Here is a 17,992-nt window from a genome sequence, read left to right as displayed (position 1 = left end):
CTCAGCGCACCGAGCGCAAGGCATGAGTGAAGCGCGGCAACAGACGGCTCAGCACTTCGCCGATATAGCCTAGAAACAGCGTGCCCACGGAACTCTTGTAATGCTGCGGGTCACGGCTGCCGATGGCCAGCACGCCATGCAGGCCCTGATGATTGAGGGTCACCAGCGCGGTAGAGCCGACTTCTTTGGCGGGTTCGGCACCGAACAGAAATGCCAGCTCGTGATCGCGCAGTGCGCCGCACACAGCCTTGTCGCCCATCAGCCCGCCGATGGCCTTCTGCGCTTCGCTGCTGCTGATCCAGCGGCCGACTGGCATGCCGTTGTCGCCAAACAGGATCAGGCTGACAAAGGGCACCTGAAAGTCGTGGCGCAGGCTGTCTTCGACGGCCATGATCAGCTCTTCGAGGCTGCCGGCGTCCATCAGCGTCAGGTTCAGGCGTCGGGTCTTTTCAAATAGCCGGTCGTTGTCGCGGGCGACATCCATCAACTGTGACAGCCGGTGACGCATCTCGATGTTGCGTTCGCGCAGCAGCTTGAGCTGGCGTTCGACCAGCGACACGCTGTCGCCGCGCTGGTGCGGGATGCGCATGCTTACCAGCAGTTCGTCGTGCTCGGAGAAAAACTCCGGGTGCTGAAGCAGGTAGGCGATGACCGCCTCCGCTTCAGGATTGAGCCGCGCATCCGCAGTGGATGGCTGCTCGACTAGGGTTGAAGCTGGAGGCTGATCGGTCATCGCATTTGCTCACTCATAGACGAACCTGACCCTCGTAGACCCGTACCGCCGGCCCGGTCATCAACACCGGTTGGCCCGGCCCGGCCCATTCGATACTCAGGCGGCCACCGGGCAGATCAATCATGACCGGCGAATCCATCCAGCCCTGACTGATGGCTGCGACGGCGGCTGCACAGGCACCGGTACCGCAGGCCTGGGTTTCCCCGGCGCCACGCTCCCAGACGCGCAACTGCGCGCGCTGGCGGTCTACGACATGCAGGAAACCAACATTGACCCTGGCCGGGAAGCGCGGGTGGTGTTCGATCTTCGGTCCCAGCTCATGCACCGGGGCCTTGTTGATGTCTTCAACGCGAAGTACCGCGTGCGGGTTGCCCATTGATATGGCCGCCAGTTGCACGGTCTGGCCGTCGACCTGCAGATCATAACTGCTGGCCTGTTGCGGCGCCTGGAACGGGATCTGCTCGGGAACCAGCCGTGGCGGGCCCATGTCGACGCTGATCTGGCCGTCATTGCGGACGTCCAGCTCGATGACCCCGCTCTTGGTCTCGACGCGGATCCTGCGTTTGGCGGTCAGGCGCTTGTCCAGCACGAAGCGCGCGAAGCAGCGCGCACCGTTGCCGCACTGCTCGACCTCGGAACCATCGGAGTTGAAGATCCGGTAACGAAAGTCCACGTCCGGGTTGCTCGGTGCCTCGACGATCAGCAGTTGATCGAAGCCGATGCCGGTATGCCGGTCACCCCATTGCTTGGCGTGCTTGGGCTGGATGTGCGCGTGCTGACTGACCAGGTCCAGAACCATGAAGTCATTGCCCAGCCCGTGCATTTTGGTAAAACGCAGCAGCATGGGTTACTCCGGCAGCAGGCTTTCGCCGGCGAACAACTCGGTCAGGGTTTCGCGGCGGCGCACTTCATGCGCCTGATTGCCATCGACCAGCACCTCGGCGGCGCGGCCACGGGTGTTGTAGTTCGAACTCATGACAAAACCATAGGCGCCTGCCGAGCGTACGGCCAGCAGGTCGCCTTCAGCCAGGGCCAGCTCGCGGTCTTTGGCGAGGAAATCGCCGGTTTCGCAGATCGGGCCGACGATGTCGTAAGGACGGGTCGCGCTGTCACGCGGCTGCACCGCCGAAACGTCCATCCAGGCCTGATACAGGGCCGGGCGGATCAAGTCGTTCATTGCCGCATCGACAATGGCAAAGTCCTTGTGCTCGGTGTGCTTGAGGTACTCGACACGGGTCAGCAAGGCGCCGGCGTTGGCGACAATGAAACGGCCTGGCTCGAATACCAGGCCCAGGTCACGGCCTTCAAGGCGCTTGCGCACCGCCTGGATATAATCCTGGGCCAGCGGCGGTTCTTCATCGCGATAACGCACGCCCAGGCCACCGCCCAGGTCGATATGGCGCAAGTGGATACCGCAATCACCCAGCCGGTCGACCAGATCCAGCAGGCGGTCCAGTGCGTCGATGAACGGTTCCAGGGTGGTCAGCTGCGAGCCGATATGGCAGTCGACGCCGACCACTTCCAGGTTCGGCAACTGCGAGGCGCGGACGTAGACGTCTTCGGCCTGAACAATATCAATGCCGAACTTGTTCTCTTTCAGGCCCGTGGAAATGTAAGGGTGGGTGCCCGCGTCGACGTCCGGGTTGACCCGCAGCGATACCGGCGCGCGTACGCCCAGCTCGGCGGCCACCAGTTGGAGGCGCTCCAGCTCTTCAGTGGACTCGACGTTGAAGCAGTGCACGCCGACTTCCAGCGCCCGGCGCATGTCGTCGCGGCTCTTGCCCACGCCGGAGAAGACGATCTTGTCAGCCCGCCCGCCAGCCGCCAGAACGCGTTCGAGTTCACCGCGCGAAACGATGTCGAAGCCGGCGCCCAGGCGGGCCAGCACGTTGAGCACGCCCAGGTTGGAGTTGGCTTTGACTGCAAAGCAGACCAGGTGCGGCATGCCGTTCAGGGCGTCGGCATAGGCGTTGTACTGCGCCTCGATGTGCGCGCGCGAATAAACGTAGGTCGGTGTGCCGAAACGTTCGGCGATGGCAGACAGCGCCACGCCTTCCGCGAACAGCTCGCCGTCGCGGTAGTTGAAAGCGTCCATTGAGGTCCCTTAGTTGTGCTTGTGCGAGTGCGACTTGGCTTGTTCGTCGGCAGACTTGGTGTCGTCAGGCAGGTACAGCGGGCCTTTCTGGCCGCAGGCGGTGACAAGACAGGCAACCGCGACGAGCGCAGCAAGCGAAGAGATCAGGCGCTTCATGGCGAAATCCTTTGTATAAGCTTTGATTGGGCCCGAGTATACCGGCCACCTGACGGCTTGCCTATGCAGCGGGCTTTCCGTCTGGCGGGGTTAGCGCGGCAATGACTGGCCGGGCCAGAAAAATGGCGGATTATCGACGCCTGACGAACAAGCAGGCGGCCAGGCTTTGCATTTGCCCGGCTGCGCCCGTATCGTGCGCGGCATGTGATGCCTGACCACTTTTGCGAGGTTCCCCCATGAGTTTGACCGAAGCGCGTTTTCACGATCTGGTCGATGCCACCCAGCAGGCCCTGGAGGACATCTTCGACGAGAGCGATCTGGACCTTGATCTGGAAAATTCGGCCGGCGTGCTGACCGTCAAGTTCGAAAATGGCTCGCAACTCATCTTCAGCCGTCAGGAACCCCTGCGTCAGCTGTGGCTGGCGGCGCGCTCAGGCGGTTATCACTTCGACTACGACCAGGAAGAAAATCGCTGGGTCTGTGATACCAGTGATGAACTGCTGAGCGAAATGCTGCCGCGCATCACTCTTGAGCAGGCGGGCGTCGAACTGGAATTCGACGAGATCTGATGATGACCACCGGCGCCGCTCCACGACCTCCCAAACCGCTGTACAGCAACGTCAGCCCGGCTGTTGCTTCGCCGTGCGTCAGCCTCTGCCGGCTGGATGAAGACAAGGTCTGCCTGGGCTGTTTCCGGCATGTGGAAGACATTCGCGAGTGGCGCTCGGCCGATGACGAGCGGCGCAGGCAGATCCGTCATGCCGCCGAGCAGCGCAGGCTGCAGGCTCAGGCCTGATCCATCGCCTCATTCAGCAGCTTTTCCAGCCGCGCCTTGTGGCGCAGGTAAAGGATGCTCTGGCCGTGGCCGTCATCGAGCAGCCCTGACAAGTCCAGGTCGGTGATGTAGCAGCGGTAGCGCTCCGGTTCCTGACGCTGGGCAAGGATCTGCCGGGCGACCACGGCGTACAGCTGGTCGCCATGCTCCAGTTCGGTGAACTCCCGGTTATTGCAGTACAGCGAGACGTTCATCTGCCCCGGTGAAGCCTCTTCGATAATCGCCTGCACGTCATAGAACGGCTTGTCCGCTGTGGTCGGCGCCTGACGCGGTTCGATGCTGCGGGCATGGCCGCTGCCTGAAGGCAGGATCTGGTAATACAGCACCTCAAGCGACACCGGCTCGTGCGGATTATCCAGGGGCAGCGAGGCGCCGCGCCGGTAAATGAGTGAGTGGAAGAAACGCTGCAAGGGCATTAACAGGCTTTGCTCGTCGTGCCATGGCAGGCGCTGATGCCAGAGTGCGTTGTGCTCGTCGAGCACATAAAGGTCGGCGTAACGGTCGATAACCCGATAGAACACCTGCAGGCATTCTGGCTGACCGTAGGGCATGATCAACGGCAGGTCTTGATCGTCCAGGGCATGCGGGTCCAGATACAGCGGGCTGTAGCAAGGCAGTTCTTCGCCCAGATAGGTGAACAGCCCCGCCACACTGTTGACCACCACCTGGGTTGTCTGGTCGGGCAGCAAGGCCAGAACGTGGTACTGCTGCTGGACCTGGAACAGGTAGCGGTGGTTCAGGCGACGGGCCTGCAACAAGCGGGCGGTATCGATGATTTCCTCGACTCGTTGGGCAATGGCCGGTGCGCGGTTATGGCAGAAGCAGCGCACCTGGATGCGCGGCTGCGTGGCGCCGTCGGGCAGGCTGCCGAGCAATTCGGTCAGGCAGTCGAGCAGCGCGTGCGGCCCCTCATAGCGGCTGACCAGCGTCTCGTTCCAGCTATTGAGGGTCACCTGGTCGAGGGTCAGCACCAGGTTTTCGCGCGTCCCGGCATAGCTCAGCGAGTCGGTACGCTCAGTGGTCATCAGGATGTTCAGGTCGCGGTGATGGCGCAGTGGGTCGACCCCGACATTGACCAGCAAGAGAATTTGCGCAGGCTCGCTGGGTTGCAACAGTTGCTCGTCGCTGACGCTCGGCAACGGTAGCGGGATGCTCTGCTGCAAGGCGCCGATCAGGTTGAAAAGCTCAATCTCGCTCAGATCGCTGCTGCCGGGATGCAGTGCCAGGCGCGTGGTGCTGTCGATGACGCCGTTACGATGACACCAGGTCAGCAGCTCGATCAGCTCGCGGCTGCGTTTGATCGGCGCATGGTTTTCATACTCCTGCACGCCGAGGTTGCCGTTGTACAGGCTCCACTGGTGTTTGCCCGGCTCACGCGGGTTGGGCAGGTGGATCAGGGTCAGGGTGTCCTCGGCCAGATCCGGAGCGATACCGGGGTTGATGAACTCGATCTTGCCCGCTTTACGCTCGAAAGCGGCATACAGGCGACGGCCCAGCACGCTCATGTCCCTGGTATTGATCGAGTTGGCGACCTGCCGGGTGCGGGCAAACTGGGTCAGGAAGCGGTAGCTGTAATTGAGTTCGTTGACCAGCGCGCGACGTTCGTGACTGACTTGCCGGACTTTCCAGTGGTTACGGTTGTCGAGCAGGGTCAGTTGCTGTTCACTCCAACCCCATTGCCGGGTCAGTTGTTCCAGCAACTGGCGTTGCCAGCCGCTGCTGCGCTGCCGGCCGGTCAGCTTTTTGTTGACCTTCAAATACAGGCTATGCCGCACCAGTTCCAGGCGCTCGGGCTCGTTGCGGGCCAGCAGGTGCTCTTCGATGCGTCGGTACGCCACGATGTAGGGGTCGAGTTCGTCCGGGTCGAGGCGGTGGGCGAACACCTCTTGCTTGTAGCGCAGGCTCAGGCACTGAACATGCGGGTACTCGCTGGCATAGACCTCGATCAGCAAGAGCTTGAGCACCGATTTGTAAGGTGACTCGATGCCCTTGTACAACTGCCAGAGCCCGGCACCGACGAACTCACCCGCCGGAATGTGAGCCATGTTGCCCAGGTCGAGCACTTCATCGGCGCGGATGAAGCGCTTGGACAGCAGGGTGTGCGAATACTGCTCGTAACGGGCTTCTTCGTAGGTTGGCACCAGCCACCACAGTGGAATGCGCCCGGCAAGCCAGATGGCGGTGCGGTAGAACTCGTCGAGCAACAGGTAGTGCTGGGTGGTGCCGCAATCGTCTGAACTCAGTTGCGTCTCGCGCTCACCCTCGCGGAAGCGTTGCGGGTCGACCAGAAAGAAATGCGCTTCGGCGCCTTGGGTGGCGGCCCAGGCTTCCAGTGCCTGGCATTTCTTGCGCAGCTCGGCAATGGCTTCGGGTGTCAGTTCGCTGTCGTGGCAGACCCAGACGTCCATATCGCTTTGCTCGGCCTGTGCCAGCGTCCCCAGGCTGCCCATCAGGAACAGGCCGTGGATTGGCTGCACCACATGACCATGGCGTGGCTTGGGCGAGAAAGACCGGGTCAGCCGTTGTGCTTCGGCCAGGACCGGGGCCGCCGGCTCGTAATGCGACACACCGGCAGGCGTATTGCTGGATACATAACCGGGCAACAGCGGGTGATTGACGTGAAACAGCAGCGGCAGCAGGGTCAGGACGCTTTGCTGGCGCGGGGAGAGCCCTTCCATGGCGCGTGCCAGACGGCGCTCGTTGAGGCTCAGAAAGCGGTCTTTGAGTTGGCTGAGGACTTTGCGGTCAATGCCCTGATCAAGGTCGGGGCGAATTTCAAATGGGTGCGTCATCGCCACTCAAACCCGGTTCAGGTTTTGTTATAAGTATTGATGCCGTTACCCCGAACGGACTGATGCGCTGGGCTTGAACGGCGTAATTGAAAAATGACGCCAATTTTATAGCGCTTCGGGTGGTTCAGGTGAAGAGCCCGGCAAGCTTTTTTATCGCCAGGCTCTGATGGCTGCCGCGAATCAGGCTGCCTTGCGGGAAACGTTGAGAATGGTCAGCAGGGCCTGGGCGTGGCGTGCAGCTTCCAGTCCCAGGCTGGTCAGATAGCCACCGTCGACCTGGGTGGTCAGGCCTTTTTCATTGAGTCGCTGTGCAGCGGCAATAGCGCTGGGGGCTGCAACGTGATGGATCTTGAGGCCTTCAAGGGTGTTGTCCAGGTTGAACAGGGCAAGGATTTCCAGTTCAGCAACCAGCTCAGGGGTATAAGACATAGGCGCTCCAGACTTTTTATAGTGGGTATCTTCAAGCGTAGCCCCTCGAACAGACCGTGGCAGGGGGCCTTGGCAGTGTAGTCCCGGTTCTGGAGCTTTGCCTATCAGTCTTGTGGAGGAAGCTCCGGCAAGGCGCGCAAGGCGGTCTCGTACCACTGGCTGTCGAAGGGTCGGTCGGCTTCAAGCATGGCGTCGATCTCGACGGCCAGTACATGGGCCATCATTTCGAGAATGTCGTCACGTTCATAACCCACCAGGGTCAGCTTGTTGTACACCGCCTTGGCGGCCGGCGGATTGTCGGACTCAAGCTGGTTTTCGATGGCCTGGATCAGGGTCGAAGCGGCGAACTGCTCTTCGTCATCGGCATCGATGTCGTGTTCGGGGATGTTGCTCATGGAGGTTCTCCTGTGAAGCATCGCGGCTGAAGGCGCTCGTGGGAGCAAGCTCGCTCCCACGGCGACCGGGTGGCGATAGCTCAGCGTGCAGCCAGCAGCGCCTGGCCGCGGGCTACGGCGGCGCGAACCTGGGCCGGTGCGGTGCCGCCGATATGGTTACGGGCGTTGACCGAACCTTCCAGGGTCAGTACCGCGAACACGTCCTGCTCGATCTGGTCGCTGAACTGGCGCAGTTCGTCCAGGCTCATTTCAGCCAGATCCTTGCCGGTTTCGACGCCGTACTTCACGGCATGCCCGACGATTTCGTGGCAGTCGCGAAACGGCAGGCCGCGGCGCACCAGATAGTCGGCAAGGTCGGTGGCGGTAGAGAACCCGCGCAGCGCGGCTTCGCGCATGATGGCGTGACGCGGCTTGATCGCCGGGATCATGTCGGCAAACGCCCGCAGCGAGTCGCGCAGGGTGTCGGCGGCGTCGAACAGCGGTTCCTTGTCTTCCTGGTTGTCCTTGTTGTAGGCCAGTGGCTGGCCTTTCATCAACGTCAGCAGCCCGGTCAGGGCGCCGAACACGCGGCCGCTCTTGCCGCGCACCAGCTCAGGTACGTCAGGGTTTTTCTTCTGCGGCATGATCGAGCTGCCGGTGCAGAAACGATCCGGCAGGTCAATGAACTGGAACTGGGCGCTGGTCCACAGCACCAACTCTTCCGAGAAGCGCGACAGGTGCATCATCGCCAGCGATGCGGCGGCGCAGAATTCGATAGCGAAATCGCGGTCCGACACGCCGTCCAGCGAGTTGCCGCTGACCGCTTCGAAACCCAGCAACTGGCAGGTCAGCTCACGGTCGATCGGGTAGGTGGTGCCCGCCAGCGCAGCGCTGCCCAGCGGCATGCGATTGGTGCGCTTGCGGCAGTCGACCAGGCGCTCATGGTCGCGGCTGAGCATCTCGAACCAGGCCAGCAGATGGTGGCCAAAGGTCACTGGCTGAGCGGTCTGCAGGTGCGTGAAGCCGGGCATGATGGTGTCGGCTTCGCGCTCGGCCTGCTCCAGCAAGCCTTGTTGCAGGCGGGTGATTTCGCCGAGGATCAGGTCGATTTCATCGCGCAGCCACAGGCGGATGTCAGTGGCCACCTGGTCGTTACGGCTACGCCCGGTGTGCAGCTTTTTGCCGGTGATGCCGATGCGGTCGGTCAGGCGGGCTTCGATGTTCATGTGCACGTCTTCCAGGTCGACGCGCCATTCGAACTGGCCAGCCTCGATTTCACCCTGGATGGTCGTCAGGCCGTCGATGATGGTGTCGCGTTCGGCATCGCTCAACACGCCGACCTTGGCCAGCATGGTGGCATGGGCGACAGAACCCATGATGTCATGACGATACAGGCGCTGGTCAAAGTTGACGGAGGCGGTGAATCGCGCGACGAACGCGTCGACGGGCTCACTGAAACGGCCGCCCCAGGACTGGTTGGTCTTGTCGGTGCTCATGATTTCGCTCGTTGCTCTGCTTTTGGTTACGAAGTGCGTCGATCATAGCAGGATGGTGTGTTTTTATCCTTGCAGCGCTTGCTGCCGTCATGTGCCGGGCAGAGACTGGACGCCATGCGTGAGGGCCCTATGAAAACCGAAAACGATCAATCCGCTGCGCAACAGGACTTCTTTTTACCCGAACTGTGCCTGCCCCAGACGCTGCTGGTACTGATACTGCTGGCCGAGCTGCTGGTGCTGGCACTGATACTGGTCGAGCCGATCCCTGACGGCTTTCCATGGGTGCGGCTGGCCCTGATGTCGTTGTTCGTGCAGTGGATCGTGCTGCTCTCGGCGGCGCTGCTGTGCGGCCTGCGTCCCTGGCTGGCACGCTTGCCAAGCGGTCTGGCCGGGCTGTCGGGGTGCCTGATGGTGGTGGGGTTGACGCTGCTGTGTACCGTGATCACCGATGTCTGTCAGTTGTCGGGGCGGATCAGCCTGGAGGGCATGGTCGAGCGCTATATTCGTTATTCGGTGATTGCCTTGATCATGTCGGCGCTGATGTTGCGCTATTTTTATCTACAGAGTCAGTGGCGCAAGCAGCAACAGGCCGAGTCTCTGGCCAGGATCGAGGCGCTCCAGGCGCGTATCCGGCCGCACTTTCTGTTCAATACGCTCAACAGTATCGCCAGCCTGGTGGTGAGCAACCCGGTCAAGGCTGAGCAGGCGGTGCTGGATCTGTCTGACCTGTTTCGTGCCAGCCTGGCCCGGCCGGGCACGCTGGTGACCTGGGGTGAGGAACTGGAACTGGCGAGAAGATATTTGTCGATCGAACAATATCGTCTTGGCGAGCGTCTACAGTTGGATTGGGCGGTAAGTGCAATCGCGGATGACTTGCCGATTCCCCAGCTAACCTTGCAACCGTTGCTGGAAAACGCTTTGACCTATGGCATTGCTCCTCGTGTTGATGGAGGGGTGGTCAGGGTCGAGGCAGATTACGAAGGGGGAGAGTTCATATTGTGTGTCAGCAATCCTTATGACGAAGTTGCCCCGCGGCAGACGTCCAACGGCACCCAGCAGGCTTTGTTGAACATAGGTGCGCGAATTACGGCACTTTTTGGTCCTCATGCCAGTCTGAGCGTGGAGCGCCGTGACGGTCGTCACTACACCTGTCTACGCTATCCTTGTGCGAGACTCACGCAGGAAGCCAAAGCAATATGAATGTCCTGATCGTTGATGACGAACCCCTGGCCCGCGAACGATTGAGCCGCCTGGTCGGTGAAATCGAAGGCTACCGGGTTCTTGAACCCAGCGCTGCCAATGGCGAAGAAGCCCTGGCGCTGATTGAAAGCCACAAGCCCGATATCGTGCTGCTCGACATCCTTATGCCAGGCCTAGATGGCCTGCAGGTCGCTGCCAGACTGTGCGAGCGGGAAACCCCGCCCGCCGTTGTATTCTGCACCGCACACGGTGAATTTGCCCTGGATGCGTTTCAGGTCAGCGCGGTCGGCTACCTGGTCAAGCCGGTGCGCCCCGAGCACCTGGCCGAAGCGCTGAAAAAAGCCGAACGACCCAATCGCGTGCAACTGGCCGCGATGACCCGCCCTGCCGCCGAGAGTGGCAACGGTCCGCGCACGCATATCAGTGCCCGGACCCGCAAGGGAATCGAGCTGATTCCCCTGGAGCAGGTGATCTATTTCATCGCCGACCACAAGTACGTCACCCTGCGCCATGAGGGGGGAGAGGTCTTGCTCGATGAGCCGCTCAAGGCGCTTGAGGACGAGTTCGGCGACCGATTCGTGCGCATCCACCGCAATGCTCTGGTGGCCCGTGAGCGAATCGAGCGCCTGCAGCGAACGCCCCTTGGGCATTTTCAGTTGTACCTCAAGGGTCTCAACGGCGATGCCCTGGTGGTCAGTCGTCGGCATGTGGCCGGCGTGCGCAAGATGATGCAGCAGCTTTGACGTTCTTCAGGACGGACGATTCGCGGCTCGTCCGTACCTGTCTGGCGTAAATGGACATTTCGACGCTGTTTTCGACAAAGCAGACTGTGCGCAGGACGACTATCGTCACTGGCCTCGCCAAAACGCGGCCCCGGACGGGTATGGGCGGTGTTTTCGTTGATTCGTGTCAGTGACCTGCCGGGAGTTCACCGGCAGCACTCCAAGCGCACGCGGCCGAACTGTTATCATCGGCGGTCTTTACCCTGTACGGATTGATCCATGTCCATTCGCGAGATCCGCATCGCTACCCGCAAAAGCGCACTGGCCCTGTGGCAGGCCGAGTATGTCAAAGCCCGCCTGGAACAGGCCCATCCGGGGCTGATCGTGACCTTGGTGCCGATGGTCAGCCGTGGCGACAAACTGCTCGACTCACCGCTGTCGAAAATCGGTGGCAAAGGCCTGTTCGTCAAAGAGCTGGAAACGGCGCTGCTGGAAAATCAGGCCGATATCGCTGTGCACTCAATGAAAGACGTGCCCATGGACTTCCCCGAGGGGTTGGGCCTGTTTTGCATCTGTGAGCGTGAAGACCCGCGTGATGCGTTCGTTTCCAACCATTTTGTCAGTCTTGATGCGCTGCCGCCGGGCAGTGTGGTGGGCACTTCAAGCCTGCGCCGTCAGGCCCAGTTGCTGGCCTTGCGTCCTGACCTGAAAATTCAGTTCTTGCGCGGCAACGTCAATACGCGCCTGGCCAAGCTTGATGCGGGTGAGTACGACGCGATTATCCTCGCCGCTGCCGGTTTGATACGGCTGGGCTTCGAGGCGCGTATCACCGCCAACCTGAGTATCGAAAACAGCCTGCCTGCCGGCGGCCAGGGCGCGGTGGGCATTGAATGCCGCAGCGCCGATGCGCAAATCCATGCGTTGCTGGCGCCGCTGCACCACGCCGACACGGCGGCGCGGGTGAGTGCTGAGCGTGCGCTCAATCGTCACCTCAACGGCGGCTGCCAGGTGCCGATCGCCTGTTATGCGGTGCTTGAAGGCGAACAGTTGTGGTTGCGCGGCCTGGTCGGCGAGCCGGCTGGCGGTGTGCTGCTGCGCGCTGAGGCACGTGCCTCCCGGGACGCGGCCCAGGCGTTGGGTGTGCAGGTGGCCGAGGATCTGCTGGCGCAGGGCGCAGAGCGCATTCTGCACGCCATTTATGGTCAGGCCGCAGAGTGATGAGCGCCTGGCGCCTGTTGCTGACCCGGCCTGCCGAAGAATCGGCGCAGGTGGCGCATGAGCTGGCCGCAGCAGGGATCTTTTCCAGCAGCCTGCCGCTGCTGGAGACCGAGCCGCTTGTGCTCGATGACGCGCAGCGCGCAAAGATCTTCGAATTGATGCACTACCAGGCGGTGATCGTGGTCAGCAAGCCGGCAGCGCGTCTGGTCGTCGAACTGCTGGATGAAATCTGGCCGCAGCCGCCCATCCAGCCGTGGTTTTGCGTAGGCCGCGGCACCGGGCAGATCTTGCTTGATTACGGTCTGCTGGATGTGACCTGGCCAGTGCAGGGTGACGACAGCGAAGCCTTGCTCGATTTGCCGCAATTGCATCAGGCCATCGCCATACCGGGAAGTCGTGTGTTAATCATGCGCGGTGAAGACGGACGCGAGTGGATGGCCGAGCGGTTGCGCGAGTCGGGTGTGCGGGTCGACTACCTGCCGTTGTACCGCCGCTTCAGGCCCGATTACCCCGTCGCTGCGTTGCCACAGCGCGTGGCGGGGGAACGCTTGAACGGGCTGGTGGTCAGCAGTGGGCAGGGTCTTGAGCATTTGCTGCAGATGGCGGGAGACTGCTGGCCTGAATTGGCGGGTCTGCCGTTATTCGTACCGAGCCCCCGGGTCGCGGAGCTGGCACGTGATGCCGGTGCCCGTATTGTCGTCGATTGCCGTGGTGCCAGTACTGCGGCCTTGTTACAAGCCGTACAGGCAACCCCTGAACCCGCGGTGGCGGCGCCCTGATCGATCAAGCGTTGTGGAAAACGACGCCTAACTGCAAAGGATGGACACGTGAGCGAAACAGCCTTGCCCAAAGACGAAGAAGCGTTGTCGAAGACTTCGCCAGCAACTCCCGCCCCCAAGCGCAGCGGTAACCGAGGCAGTGGTCTGGCGGTTCTGGCCCTGTTGCTGGGGATTGCCGGTGTCGGTGTAGCCGGTTGGGGAGTATGGCAATTACGCATGCTCCAGGCGGGCCATCTGCAGCAGCGCAGTCAGGTGCAGGATATCGCCGAGCAGACCCTGGCTCTGGCGCGTACTGACCAGCAACTGAACGCGCGTCTGGCGCAGTTTCCGCCGGCCGCCCAGCTTGAAGACAACCGCCGCTTGGTGGCGCAGTTGCAGGGTGACCAGCAACGCCTGAGCCAGCGCCTGGAAACCGTACTCGGTGCCAGCCGCAAAGACTGGCGTCTGGCTGAGGCCGAGCATCTGCTGCGTCTGGCCAGCCTGCGTCTGTCGGCGTTGCAGGACATCTACAGTGCCCGCGCGCTGGTCCAGGGTGCCGACGAAATCCTGCGTGAGCAGGATGATCCGGGGGCTTTCGCTGCCCGCGAGCAGCTGGCGCGGAGCATGACGGCGCTGCGCAGTGTCGAGCAACCTGACCGTACCGGCCTGTTCCTGCAACTGTCGGCGCTGCGTGAGCAGGCCTTGCAGCTCAACGCGCTGGCGCCGGAGTACCAGGACAAGGGCGAGTCGCTGTTCGGCCTGACCTCCAGCCAGAGCGAAGACAGCTACTGGAGCCGCTGGTGGAAGCAGATTTCCCACTACATCCGCATCGACTTCAATGCCGACAAGGACATTCGCCCGCTGCTCGCCGGGCAGAGCCTGGCGCAGGTGCGTCTGGCCCTGACCCTGGCGTTGGAGCAGGCGCAGTGGGCTGCGCTCAATGGCGAGCCGCAGGTCTACGCCAAGTCGATTGGCGAGGCGCGCAGCGTGCTGGATACCAACTTCAACAAAGACAACCCGCAGAGCAAGGTCATCGCCGAGCGTCTGGCGGCCCTGGCCGGCCAGCAGGTGTCGGTGCTGACCCCGGACCTGGCGCAAAGCCTCAGCGCGGTACAGGCTTACCTGGAGCGTCGCCAGATGTCGCCACAGCCGGCTGAAACGCAGCGGGGGACCAGCCCATGAAGCGCTTTTACATCCTGCTGTTTATTGCCATTGCGGTCGCGGCCCTGATCGGCGTCGCCATGGCCGAGCACGCTGGCTATGTACTGATTTCCTATCAGAACTTCCGTTACGAATCGAGCCTCTGGGCGGCCTTGGGTCTGTTGCTGGCGCTCTGGCTGGTGCTGCTGGTTGCGCGTCTGCTGATCGGGTTGGTCAGCGCCTCCAGCGGGCTGGTCAATCCCTGGTCGCGACACAACCGCAGCCGCCGGGTGCAGATCGCGGTCGAACAAGGCCAGATGGACCTGGCTGAAGGTCGCTGGGCCAGCGCCCAGCGTCATCTGCATCGCGCTGCAGAGGCTGACCCGCAGCCGCTGCTCTATTACCTCGGGGCTGCCCGCGCCGCCAATGAGCAAGGCCGTTACGAGGAATGCGACAGCCTGCTCGAGCGTGCCCTGCAGCGTCAGCCGCAAGCCGAACTGGCAGTGGCCCTGAGTCATGCCCAGTTGCAGCAGGACCGTGGCGATACCGATGGTGCGCTGGTGACCCTGCAGGCGATGCAGGAGCGTCACCGGCATAACCCGCAGGTGCTGCGTCAGTTGCAACGTCTGTACCTGCTGCGCGGCGACTGGTCCGAACTGGTGCGTCTGATGCCTGAGCTGCGCAAAGACAAAGTGCTGCCGGCGGCCGAGCTGGCCGAGCTGGAGCGCCGTGCATGGGGCGAAAACCTCAGCCTGGCAGCCTGGCGTGAAACCGACAACGCCAGCGCCAGTGGCCTGGCGTCGCTGGAACAGGCCTGGAAGGCGCTCAGTTCTGCGCAGCGTCAGGAGCCGGCCCTGGTGCTGGCCTACGCCGAGCAGTTGCGACGTCTGAATGCCGAGGCTCAGGCCGAAGATGTATTGCGCACCGCGCTCAAGCGCGACTACAACAGCCATCTGGCCCGTCTGTATGGCCTGGTGCGCGGCGTTGACAATGGCAAGCAGTTGCAGGCAGCCGAAGGCTGGCTGAAACAGCATCCCGAAGATCCCAGCCTGCTGCTGACCCTGGGGCGCATTTGCCTGCAAGGGCGCCTATGGGGCAAGGCGCGGGATTATCTGGAAAGCAGCCTGCGCTTTGAGCCCAATCCGGAGACCTGCGCTGAACTGGCGCGGCTGTTGGCTCAGTTGGGTGAAACCGAGCGTAGCAACCAGTTGTTCCAGCAAGGTCTGGGCATGCTCGATGAGCGCCTGCTGGCCCGGCCGCTGCCCGCGTTGAGTCGCGCCTGAAAATACGTCATGCAGGGGCCGATGGCGGGCTCCTGCGGCGAGTGACCGCATTTTTCAGCGGAGTTGCGTGGTTGACAGAAATGCGCCTGGGAATATTCCTACGCTGTAAGGTAAGAATCCTGCATTTGTGTGTGTATTTTTCCTTTTGTTTTCAGCGAAACATCGGAAGGTCTGCGCCTTGAAAGCTTGAGGCGCTTTCCTCTACCGTAGCTGCCTTCGTTTTCTGTTACGGATTTGCCATGCATCTGGCCCGCACGCGCGTTCTCTTTCTCATGGCGTTCATTGCATGCGCATTGTCCCTGGGGGCGGCGCTCTGGCTGCAGCATGGTTTTAACCTCGAGCCATGCCTGCTCTGCCGCTGGCAACGGGTCTTGCTGGCGCTTGCCGGTCTGATCTGCCTGACAGCCGCTTTACACGGCCCTTCGGTGCGCGGCTGGCGCCGTTATGCGGGGTGCCTTCTGCTTGCGGCTGTTGCGGGGGCTGGTGTGGCCGGGGCTCAGGTCTGGTTGCAGACCTCATCGCCCGAACAATTTCTGGCGGTCACCAATGCGCTGGAGCGTAGCCTCGATAATCTGGCGCTGGATGCCTGGGGTGACCTGCTGCAAGGCGAGTCACGCTTGTGCGCCGAGATCAACTGGTCGCTGTTCGGCATCAGCCTGCCGGAGTGGAGTCTTTTGGGTTTTGCAGGACTGATGCTATTGGCACTGTATCCCTTGTCAGGCCAGATAGGCCGCAGGATCCGGGGCATTGGTCAGGATCAGGATCAAACACTTGTATGAACTTTCTCGTTTTCTTGACTTGATGGGCTTATCCTGCGGGCATAATCTGGCTCGCAAGCGTCGAGAAACTCGGCTCTCATGACGCCGTCAGGCGCGGTTCACCTGGCCTGTTTCGTGCCTTGAGGCCGCTACAGGACCGCATGCCCTTAAGGGAAGAGAGAACATCATGCTGGAAAGCTGCGAGAGTGCTCAGGAGCGTTGGGGTGGGGTCAACCTGCTGATTGATCGTTGGCTCCTCGAACGTCATGAACTGATCCGGGCCTATGATGCCCTTGGCGGTTCTCCGCAATCGCTCGGCGAGCGCAAGGCAAAGCAACGCTTCTGCCAGTTGCTGGTCGACTATGTCTCTGCCGGTCACTTCGAAGTCTATGAACAGCTCAGCGATGAAGCCCGGGCATTTAACGACGAGCGGGGTCTTGAGCTGGCCGACACACTGTTCCCGCGTCTGGAGGTCATCACCCAGTTTGCTCTGGCGTTCAATGATCGTTGCGACAAGAATGAATCTTCAGATTGTGCCACTGAGTTCAAGAAACTTGGCGGGCTGCTGCACGAGCGCTTCGAACTCGAAGACTGCCTGATCGAGGTGCTGCACAACTCGCACAAGGAAGAGGCCAGCGCTGAAGCCTGAGCGTTTAAAAGAGTTTTCAGAGCGTTTTGACATCCTCCCCGCCCTAAAGAGCGGGGATTCCTACAGCTAGACGGCGATGCCCCGCCGCGAGAATGTTCCGGGCCGCGTTTACATCACGGTCGTGGGCTGTACCGCAGCACACGCAAGTCCATTCTCTTATTCGCAAACCGGCTCTACCTTTCGGACTGCTGGTGGAAATGCTTCCACAGCACGAGCACGTCTGGGTGGTATAACGCTCGGCTACAACCTCAAAAACAACGCCTGCCCGTTGGCACTTCTGCTCCAGCATTGTCTTGAGTTGGCCCCATCCTGCATCAAGCGTGGATTTGGCCATTTGAGTCTTTACGAGTTTTGCGCTGGCTACATCGCCAACGAAAATGGCGGCGCAGCGCTCAACCAGGACGGTTGAGAACTTGTGTTGCGCATCCTTGCGCCGGTTCCTGATCCTGGCATGGAGGGCGCGAACACGTGCCCTCTTGCCAGCACGCTGAGCGATGCCCAGCTTCTGCTCCAGGGTGCGATATTGGCGCCCTATCAGCACCTGGCCCTCAGACGTTGTCGCCGCCGCTTTAAGGCCCAGGTCGATGCCAACTGCGGCAGTGCCGCTGCACGGCTTGCTCTCAATCTGCACGCAGATATTGAGATACCAGCGCCCCCTGGAATCTTCACTGAAGCTTCCGGCCCGCAGGGCGTACTGGCTTAAACCGTAGCTGTCCCACAGGCCAAACCTGAACCCGGCGAACTGAATCTGGCCGTCCCTGTATTGCAAGGCTCGCGCCTTGAAGGGAATCCAGCCCAGGCTGTATTTGGGGCTGCTCCTGCTGGACACCCGCCAATTGAGCCTGGAACGCTTGAACTGCTTACGGGCCTTGGCGTAGTCCTCGCAAACCTGCTGCACGGTGGGCGAGCCGATCTGCACGCCGTCGCATTTGCTTAATCCATTGGTCAGCTTTTGCAGGTCAAAACCGGAGAGCCACTGGTGGCGTTCCCGGATGGCGCGATGACTCGTTTCATTGCAGTAGTTCCACACCAGATTGACCTCGCGCGCCATCGCCAGCAGCGTTTTCGCGTGCTTGTCTTTGATTCGGAGCTTGAGGGTCCTGGTGTGGTTCATGGCATGAATTATGGTTTGGTCTTTCAAGCTATGGGTGGCGTTGTCGAATCGGGTGGCTTCACTCAGAGGGTATCATCCAGACTGCTGCGTAAGCAGTTCGGGGATTTCCACCCCTGACTCAAGCGAAGGGGTGTCCTCTGGTCGCCATCCTGCTTCGCCTCTAGCTGCGGCGGTGCGCCGATTGAAATCCTGCGCCAATACATCGAAAAACAGCAGACTCCCAACCAGGACGCCTGCGGC

At 61.5% G+C, this 17,992-nt stretch carries 19 protein-coding genes and 1 pseudogene; 11 read left to right on the top strand and 9 right to left on the bottom strand.

What is annotated here, in order from left to right; genetic code table 11:
• Window position 1: 1 nt before the first annotated feature.
• The 4 genes from PSCI_RS07610 to lptM are packed head-to-tail and all read right to left on the bottom strand — an operon-like array spanning window position 2 to window position 2,984.
• Window positions 2–733 carry a DUF484 family protein gene (locus tag PSCI_RS07610; RefSeq protein WP_045484875.1) on the bottom strand — a complete coding sequence of 244 codons (732 nt, stop codon included), beginning with the start codon at window positions 731–733 and terminating at the stop codon, window positions 2–4.
• 13 nt (window positions 734–746) lie between these two features.
• Window positions 747–1,577 (bottom strand): diaminopimelate epimerase, encoded by an 831-nt coding sequence (gene dapF / locus PSCI_RS07605; RefSeq protein WP_045484874.1) that lies wholly within the window; start codon window positions 1,575–1,577, stop codon window positions 747–749.
• Window positions 1,578–1,580: 3 nt separating this feature from the next.
• Complete coding sequence (gene lysA / locus PSCI_RS07600) at window positions 1,581–2,828, bottom strand: diaminopimelate decarboxylase (RefSeq protein WP_045484873.1); 1,248 nt, start codon at window positions 2,826–2,828, stop codon at window positions 1,581–1,583.
• 9 nt (window positions 2,829–2,837) lie between these two features.
• Window positions 2,838–2,984 (bottom strand): LPS translocon maturation chaperone LptM, encoded by a 147-nt coding sequence (gene lptM / locus PSCI_RS28480; RefSeq protein ID WP_045484871.1) that lies wholly within the window; start codon window positions 2,982–2,984, stop codon window positions 2,838–2,840.
• Between the two features lie 236 nt (window positions 2,985–3,220).
• Here lptM and cyaY point away from each other — a divergent pair, with 236 nt between their 5' ends.
• Entirely contained in the window at window positions 3,221–3,553 is a 333-nt protein-coding gene (cyaY, locus tag PSCI_RS07590) for an iron donor protein CyaY (RefSeq protein ID WP_045484869.1), read from the top strand.
• Between the two features lie 2 nt (window positions 3,554–3,555).
• Window positions 3,556–3,780, top strand: a complete 225-nt coding sequence (locus PSCI_RS07585) for a DUF1289 domain-containing protein (protein WP_045493993.1) — start codon at window positions 3,556–3,558, stop codon at window positions 3,778–3,780.
• On the opposite strand, the gene PSCI_RS07580 is transcribed toward PSCI_RS07585, so the two are convergent.
• From PSCI_RS07580 to argH, 4 genes are all read right to left on the bottom strand, one after another.
• Window positions 3,771–6,611, bottom strand: a complete 2,841-nt coding sequence (locus PSCI_RS07580; RefSeq protein ID WP_045484868.1) for a class I adenylate cyclase — start codon at window positions 6,609–6,611, stop codon at window positions 3,771–3,773. The genes PSCI_RS07585 and PSCI_RS07580 overlap by 10 nt on opposite strands.
• 180 nt (window positions 6,612–6,791) lie before the next feature.
• Window positions 6,792–7,040 (bottom strand): TIGR02647 family protein, encoded by a 249-nt coding sequence (locus PSCI_RS07575; protein WP_045484866.1) that lies wholly within the window; start codon window positions 7,038–7,040, stop codon window positions 6,792–6,794.
• A 104-nt stretch (window positions 7,041–7,144) separates the two neighbouring features.
• On the bottom strand, window positions 7,145–7,435 hold the full coding sequence (locus tag PSCI_RS07570; RefSeq protein WP_045484864.1) for a hypothetical protein: 291 nt from the start codon (window positions 7,433–7,435) through the stop codon (window positions 7,145–7,147).
• An 80-nt stretch (window positions 7,436–7,515) separates the two neighbouring features.
• Window positions 7,516–8,910 carry an argininosuccinate lyase gene (argH, locus tag PSCI_RS07565; RefSeq protein WP_045484861.1) on the bottom strand — a complete coding sequence of 465 codons (1,395 nt, stop codon included), beginning with the start codon at window positions 8,908–8,910 and terminating at the stop codon, window positions 7,516–7,518.
• A gap of 114 nt (window positions 8,911–9,024) precedes the next feature.
• On the opposite strand from argH, the gene PSCI_RS07560 reads away from it, so the two are divergent.
• The 8 genes from PSCI_RS07560 (at window position 9,025) to PSCI_RS07525 (ending at window position 16,638) form a co-directional block, all read left to right on the top strand.
• On the top strand, window positions 9,025–10,110 hold the full coding sequence (locus tag PSCI_RS07560; protein WP_045493990.1) for a sensor histidine kinase: 1,086 nt from the start codon (window positions 9,025–9,027) through the stop codon (window positions 10,108–10,110).
• Window positions 10,107–10,853 carry a LytR/AlgR family response regulator transcription factor gene (locus tag PSCI_RS07555; RefSeq protein ID WP_045484858.1) on the top strand — a complete coding sequence of 249 codons (747 nt, stop codon included), beginning with the start codon at window positions 10,107–10,109 and terminating at the stop codon, window positions 10,851–10,853. Before PSCI_RS07560 ends, PSCI_RS07555 begins: the two co-directional genes overlap by 4 nt.
• A gap of 258 nt (window positions 10,854–11,111) precedes the next feature.
• On the top strand, window positions 11,112–12,050 hold the full coding sequence (hemC, locus tag PSCI_RS07550; RefSeq protein WP_045484855.1) for a hydroxymethylbilane synthase: 939 nt from the start codon (window positions 11,112–11,114) through the stop codon (window positions 12,048–12,050).
• Complete coding sequence (locus PSCI_RS29745) at window positions 12,050–12,829, top strand: uroporphyrinogen-III synthase (protein WP_045484852.1); 780 nt, start codon at window positions 12,050–12,052, stop codon at window positions 12,827–12,829. Before hemC ends, PSCI_RS29745 begins: the two co-directional genes overlap by 1 nt.
• A 48-nt stretch (window positions 12,830–12,877) precedes the next feature.
• Complete coding sequence (locus PSCI_RS29740; RefSeq protein WP_045484849.1) at window positions 12,878–13,990, top strand: uroporphyrinogen-III C-methyltransferase; 1,113 nt, start codon at window positions 12,878–12,880, stop codon at window positions 13,988–13,990.
• Window positions 13,987–15,231, top strand: a complete 1,245-nt coding sequence (locus tag PSCI_RS07535; RefSeq protein WP_045484847.1) for a heme biosynthesis protein HemY — start codon at window positions 13,987–13,989, stop codon at window positions 15,229–15,231. The genes PSCI_RS29740 and PSCI_RS07535 overlap by 4 nt, the downstream gene beginning before the upstream one ends.
• Before the next feature lie 239 nt (window positions 15,232–15,470).
• On the top strand, window positions 15,471–16,010 hold the full coding sequence (locus PSCI_RS07530; protein WP_045484845.1) for a disulfide bond formation protein B: 540 nt from the start codon (window positions 15,471–15,473) through the stop codon (window positions 16,008–16,010).
• 166 nt (window positions 16,011–16,176) lie between these two features.
• The gene (locus PSCI_RS07525; RefSeq protein ID WP_045484844.1) at window positions 16,177–16,638 is read left to right on the top strand and encodes an Rsd/AlgQ family anti-sigma factor; all 462 of its coding nucleotides are present in this window, start codon (window positions 16,177–16,179) and stop codon (window positions 16,636–16,638) included.
• Window positions 16,639–16,681: 43 nt separating this feature from the next.
• Here the strand turns inward: PSCI_RS07525 and PSCI_RS07520 are convergent, their stop codons facing one another.
• A complete protein-coding gene (locus PSCI_RS07520) occupies window positions 16,682–17,752 on the bottom strand; it encodes an RNA-guided endonuclease InsQ/TnpB family protein (protein WP_084709886.1) in 1,071 nt (356 codons plus the stop codon).
• Window positions 17,753–17,786: 34 nt separating this feature from the next.
• On the opposite strand from PSCI_RS07520, the pseudogene PSCI_RS28995 reads away from it, so the two are divergent.
• Window positions 17,787–17,977, top strand: a pseudogene (locus PSCI_RS28995) (transposase); the annotation flags it as partial.
• Window positions 17,978–17,992 lie beyond the last annotated feature (15 nt).

The sequence above is a fragment of the Pseudomonas sp. StFLB209 genome, assembly GCF_000829415.1.
In the GTDB taxonomy this organism is placed as follows: domain Bacteria; phylum Pseudomonadota; class Gammaproteobacteria; order Pseudomonadales; family Pseudomonadaceae; genus Aquipseudomonas.
Note: the sequence above shows the minus strand (reverse complement) of the source record. Positions and strands in the feature narration are given on the sequence as shown.

Bases quoted from the DNA above. Each gene is read 5' to 3' on its own strand.
- PSCI_RS07610 (WP_045484875.1), bottom strand. From the start codon at position 733: ATGACCGATCAGCCTCCAGCTTCAACCCTAGTCGAGCAGCCATCCACT.
- cyaY (WP_045484869.1), top strand. From the start codon at position 3,221: ATGAGTTTGACCGAAGCGCGTTTTCACGATCTGGTCGATGCCACCCAG.
- PSCI_RS07575 (WP_045484866.1), bottom strand. From the start codon at position 7,040: ATGTCTTATACCCCTGAGCTGGTTGCTGAACTGGAAATCCTTGCCCTG.
- PSCI_RS07525 (WP_045484844.1), top strand. From the start codon at position 16,177: ATGCTGGAAAGCTGCGAGAGTGCTCAGGAGCGTTGGGGTGGGGTCAAC.
- lysA (WP_045484873.1), bottom strand. From the start codon at position 2,828: ATGGACGCTTTCAACTACCGCGACGGCGAGCTGTTCGCGGAAGGCGTG.
- PSCI_RS07580 (WP_045484868.1), bottom strand. From the start codon at position 6,611: ATGACGCACCCATTTGAAATTCGCCCCGACCTTGATCAGGGCATTGAC.
- PSCI_RS07560 (WP_045493990.1), top strand. From the start codon at position 9,025: ATGCGTGAGGGCCCTATGAAAACCGAAAACGATCAATCCGCTGCGCAA.
- argH (WP_045484861.1), bottom strand. From the start codon at position 8,910: ATGAGCACCGACAAGACCAACCAGTCCTGGGGCGGCCGTTTCAGTGAG.
- PSCI_RS29745 (WP_045484852.1), top strand. From the start codon at position 12,050: ATGAGCGCCTGGCGCCTGTTGCTGACCCGGCCTGCCGAAGAATCGGCG.
- PSCI_RS07570 (WP_045484864.1), bottom strand. From the start codon at position 7,435: ATGAGCAACATCCCCGAACACGACATCGATGCCGATGACGAAGAGCAG.
- dapF (WP_045484874.1), bottom strand. From the start codon at position 1,577: ATGCTGCTGCGTTTTACCAAAATGCACGGGCTGGGCAATGACTTCATG.
- PSCI_RS07530 (WP_045484845.1), top strand. From the start codon at position 15,471: ATGCATCTGGCCCGCACGCGCGTTCTCTTTCTCATGGCGTTCATTGCA.
- PSCI_RS07555 (WP_045484858.1), top strand. From the start codon at position 10,107: ATGAATGTCCTGATCGTTGATGACGAACCCCTGGCCCGCGAACGATTG.
- PSCI_RS07520 (WP_084709886.1), bottom strand. From the start codon at position 17,752: ATGAACCACACCAGGACCCTCAAGCTCCGAATCAAAGACAAGCACGCG.
- PSCI_RS07535 (WP_045484847.1), top strand. From the start codon at position 13,987: ATGAAGCGCTTTTACATCCTGCTGTTTATTGCCATTGCGGTCGCGGCC.
- lptM (WP_045484871.1), bottom strand. From the start codon at position 2,984: ATGAAGCGCCTGATCTCTTCGCTTGCTGCGCTCGTCGCGGTTGCCTGT.
- PSCI_RS07585 (WP_045493993.1), top strand. From the start codon at position 3,556: ATGACCACCGGCGCCGCTCCACGACCTCCCAAACCGCTGTACAGCAAC.
- hemC (WP_045484855.1), top strand. From the start codon at position 11,112: ATGTCCATTCGCGAGATCCGCATCGCTACCCGCAAAAGCGCACTGGCC.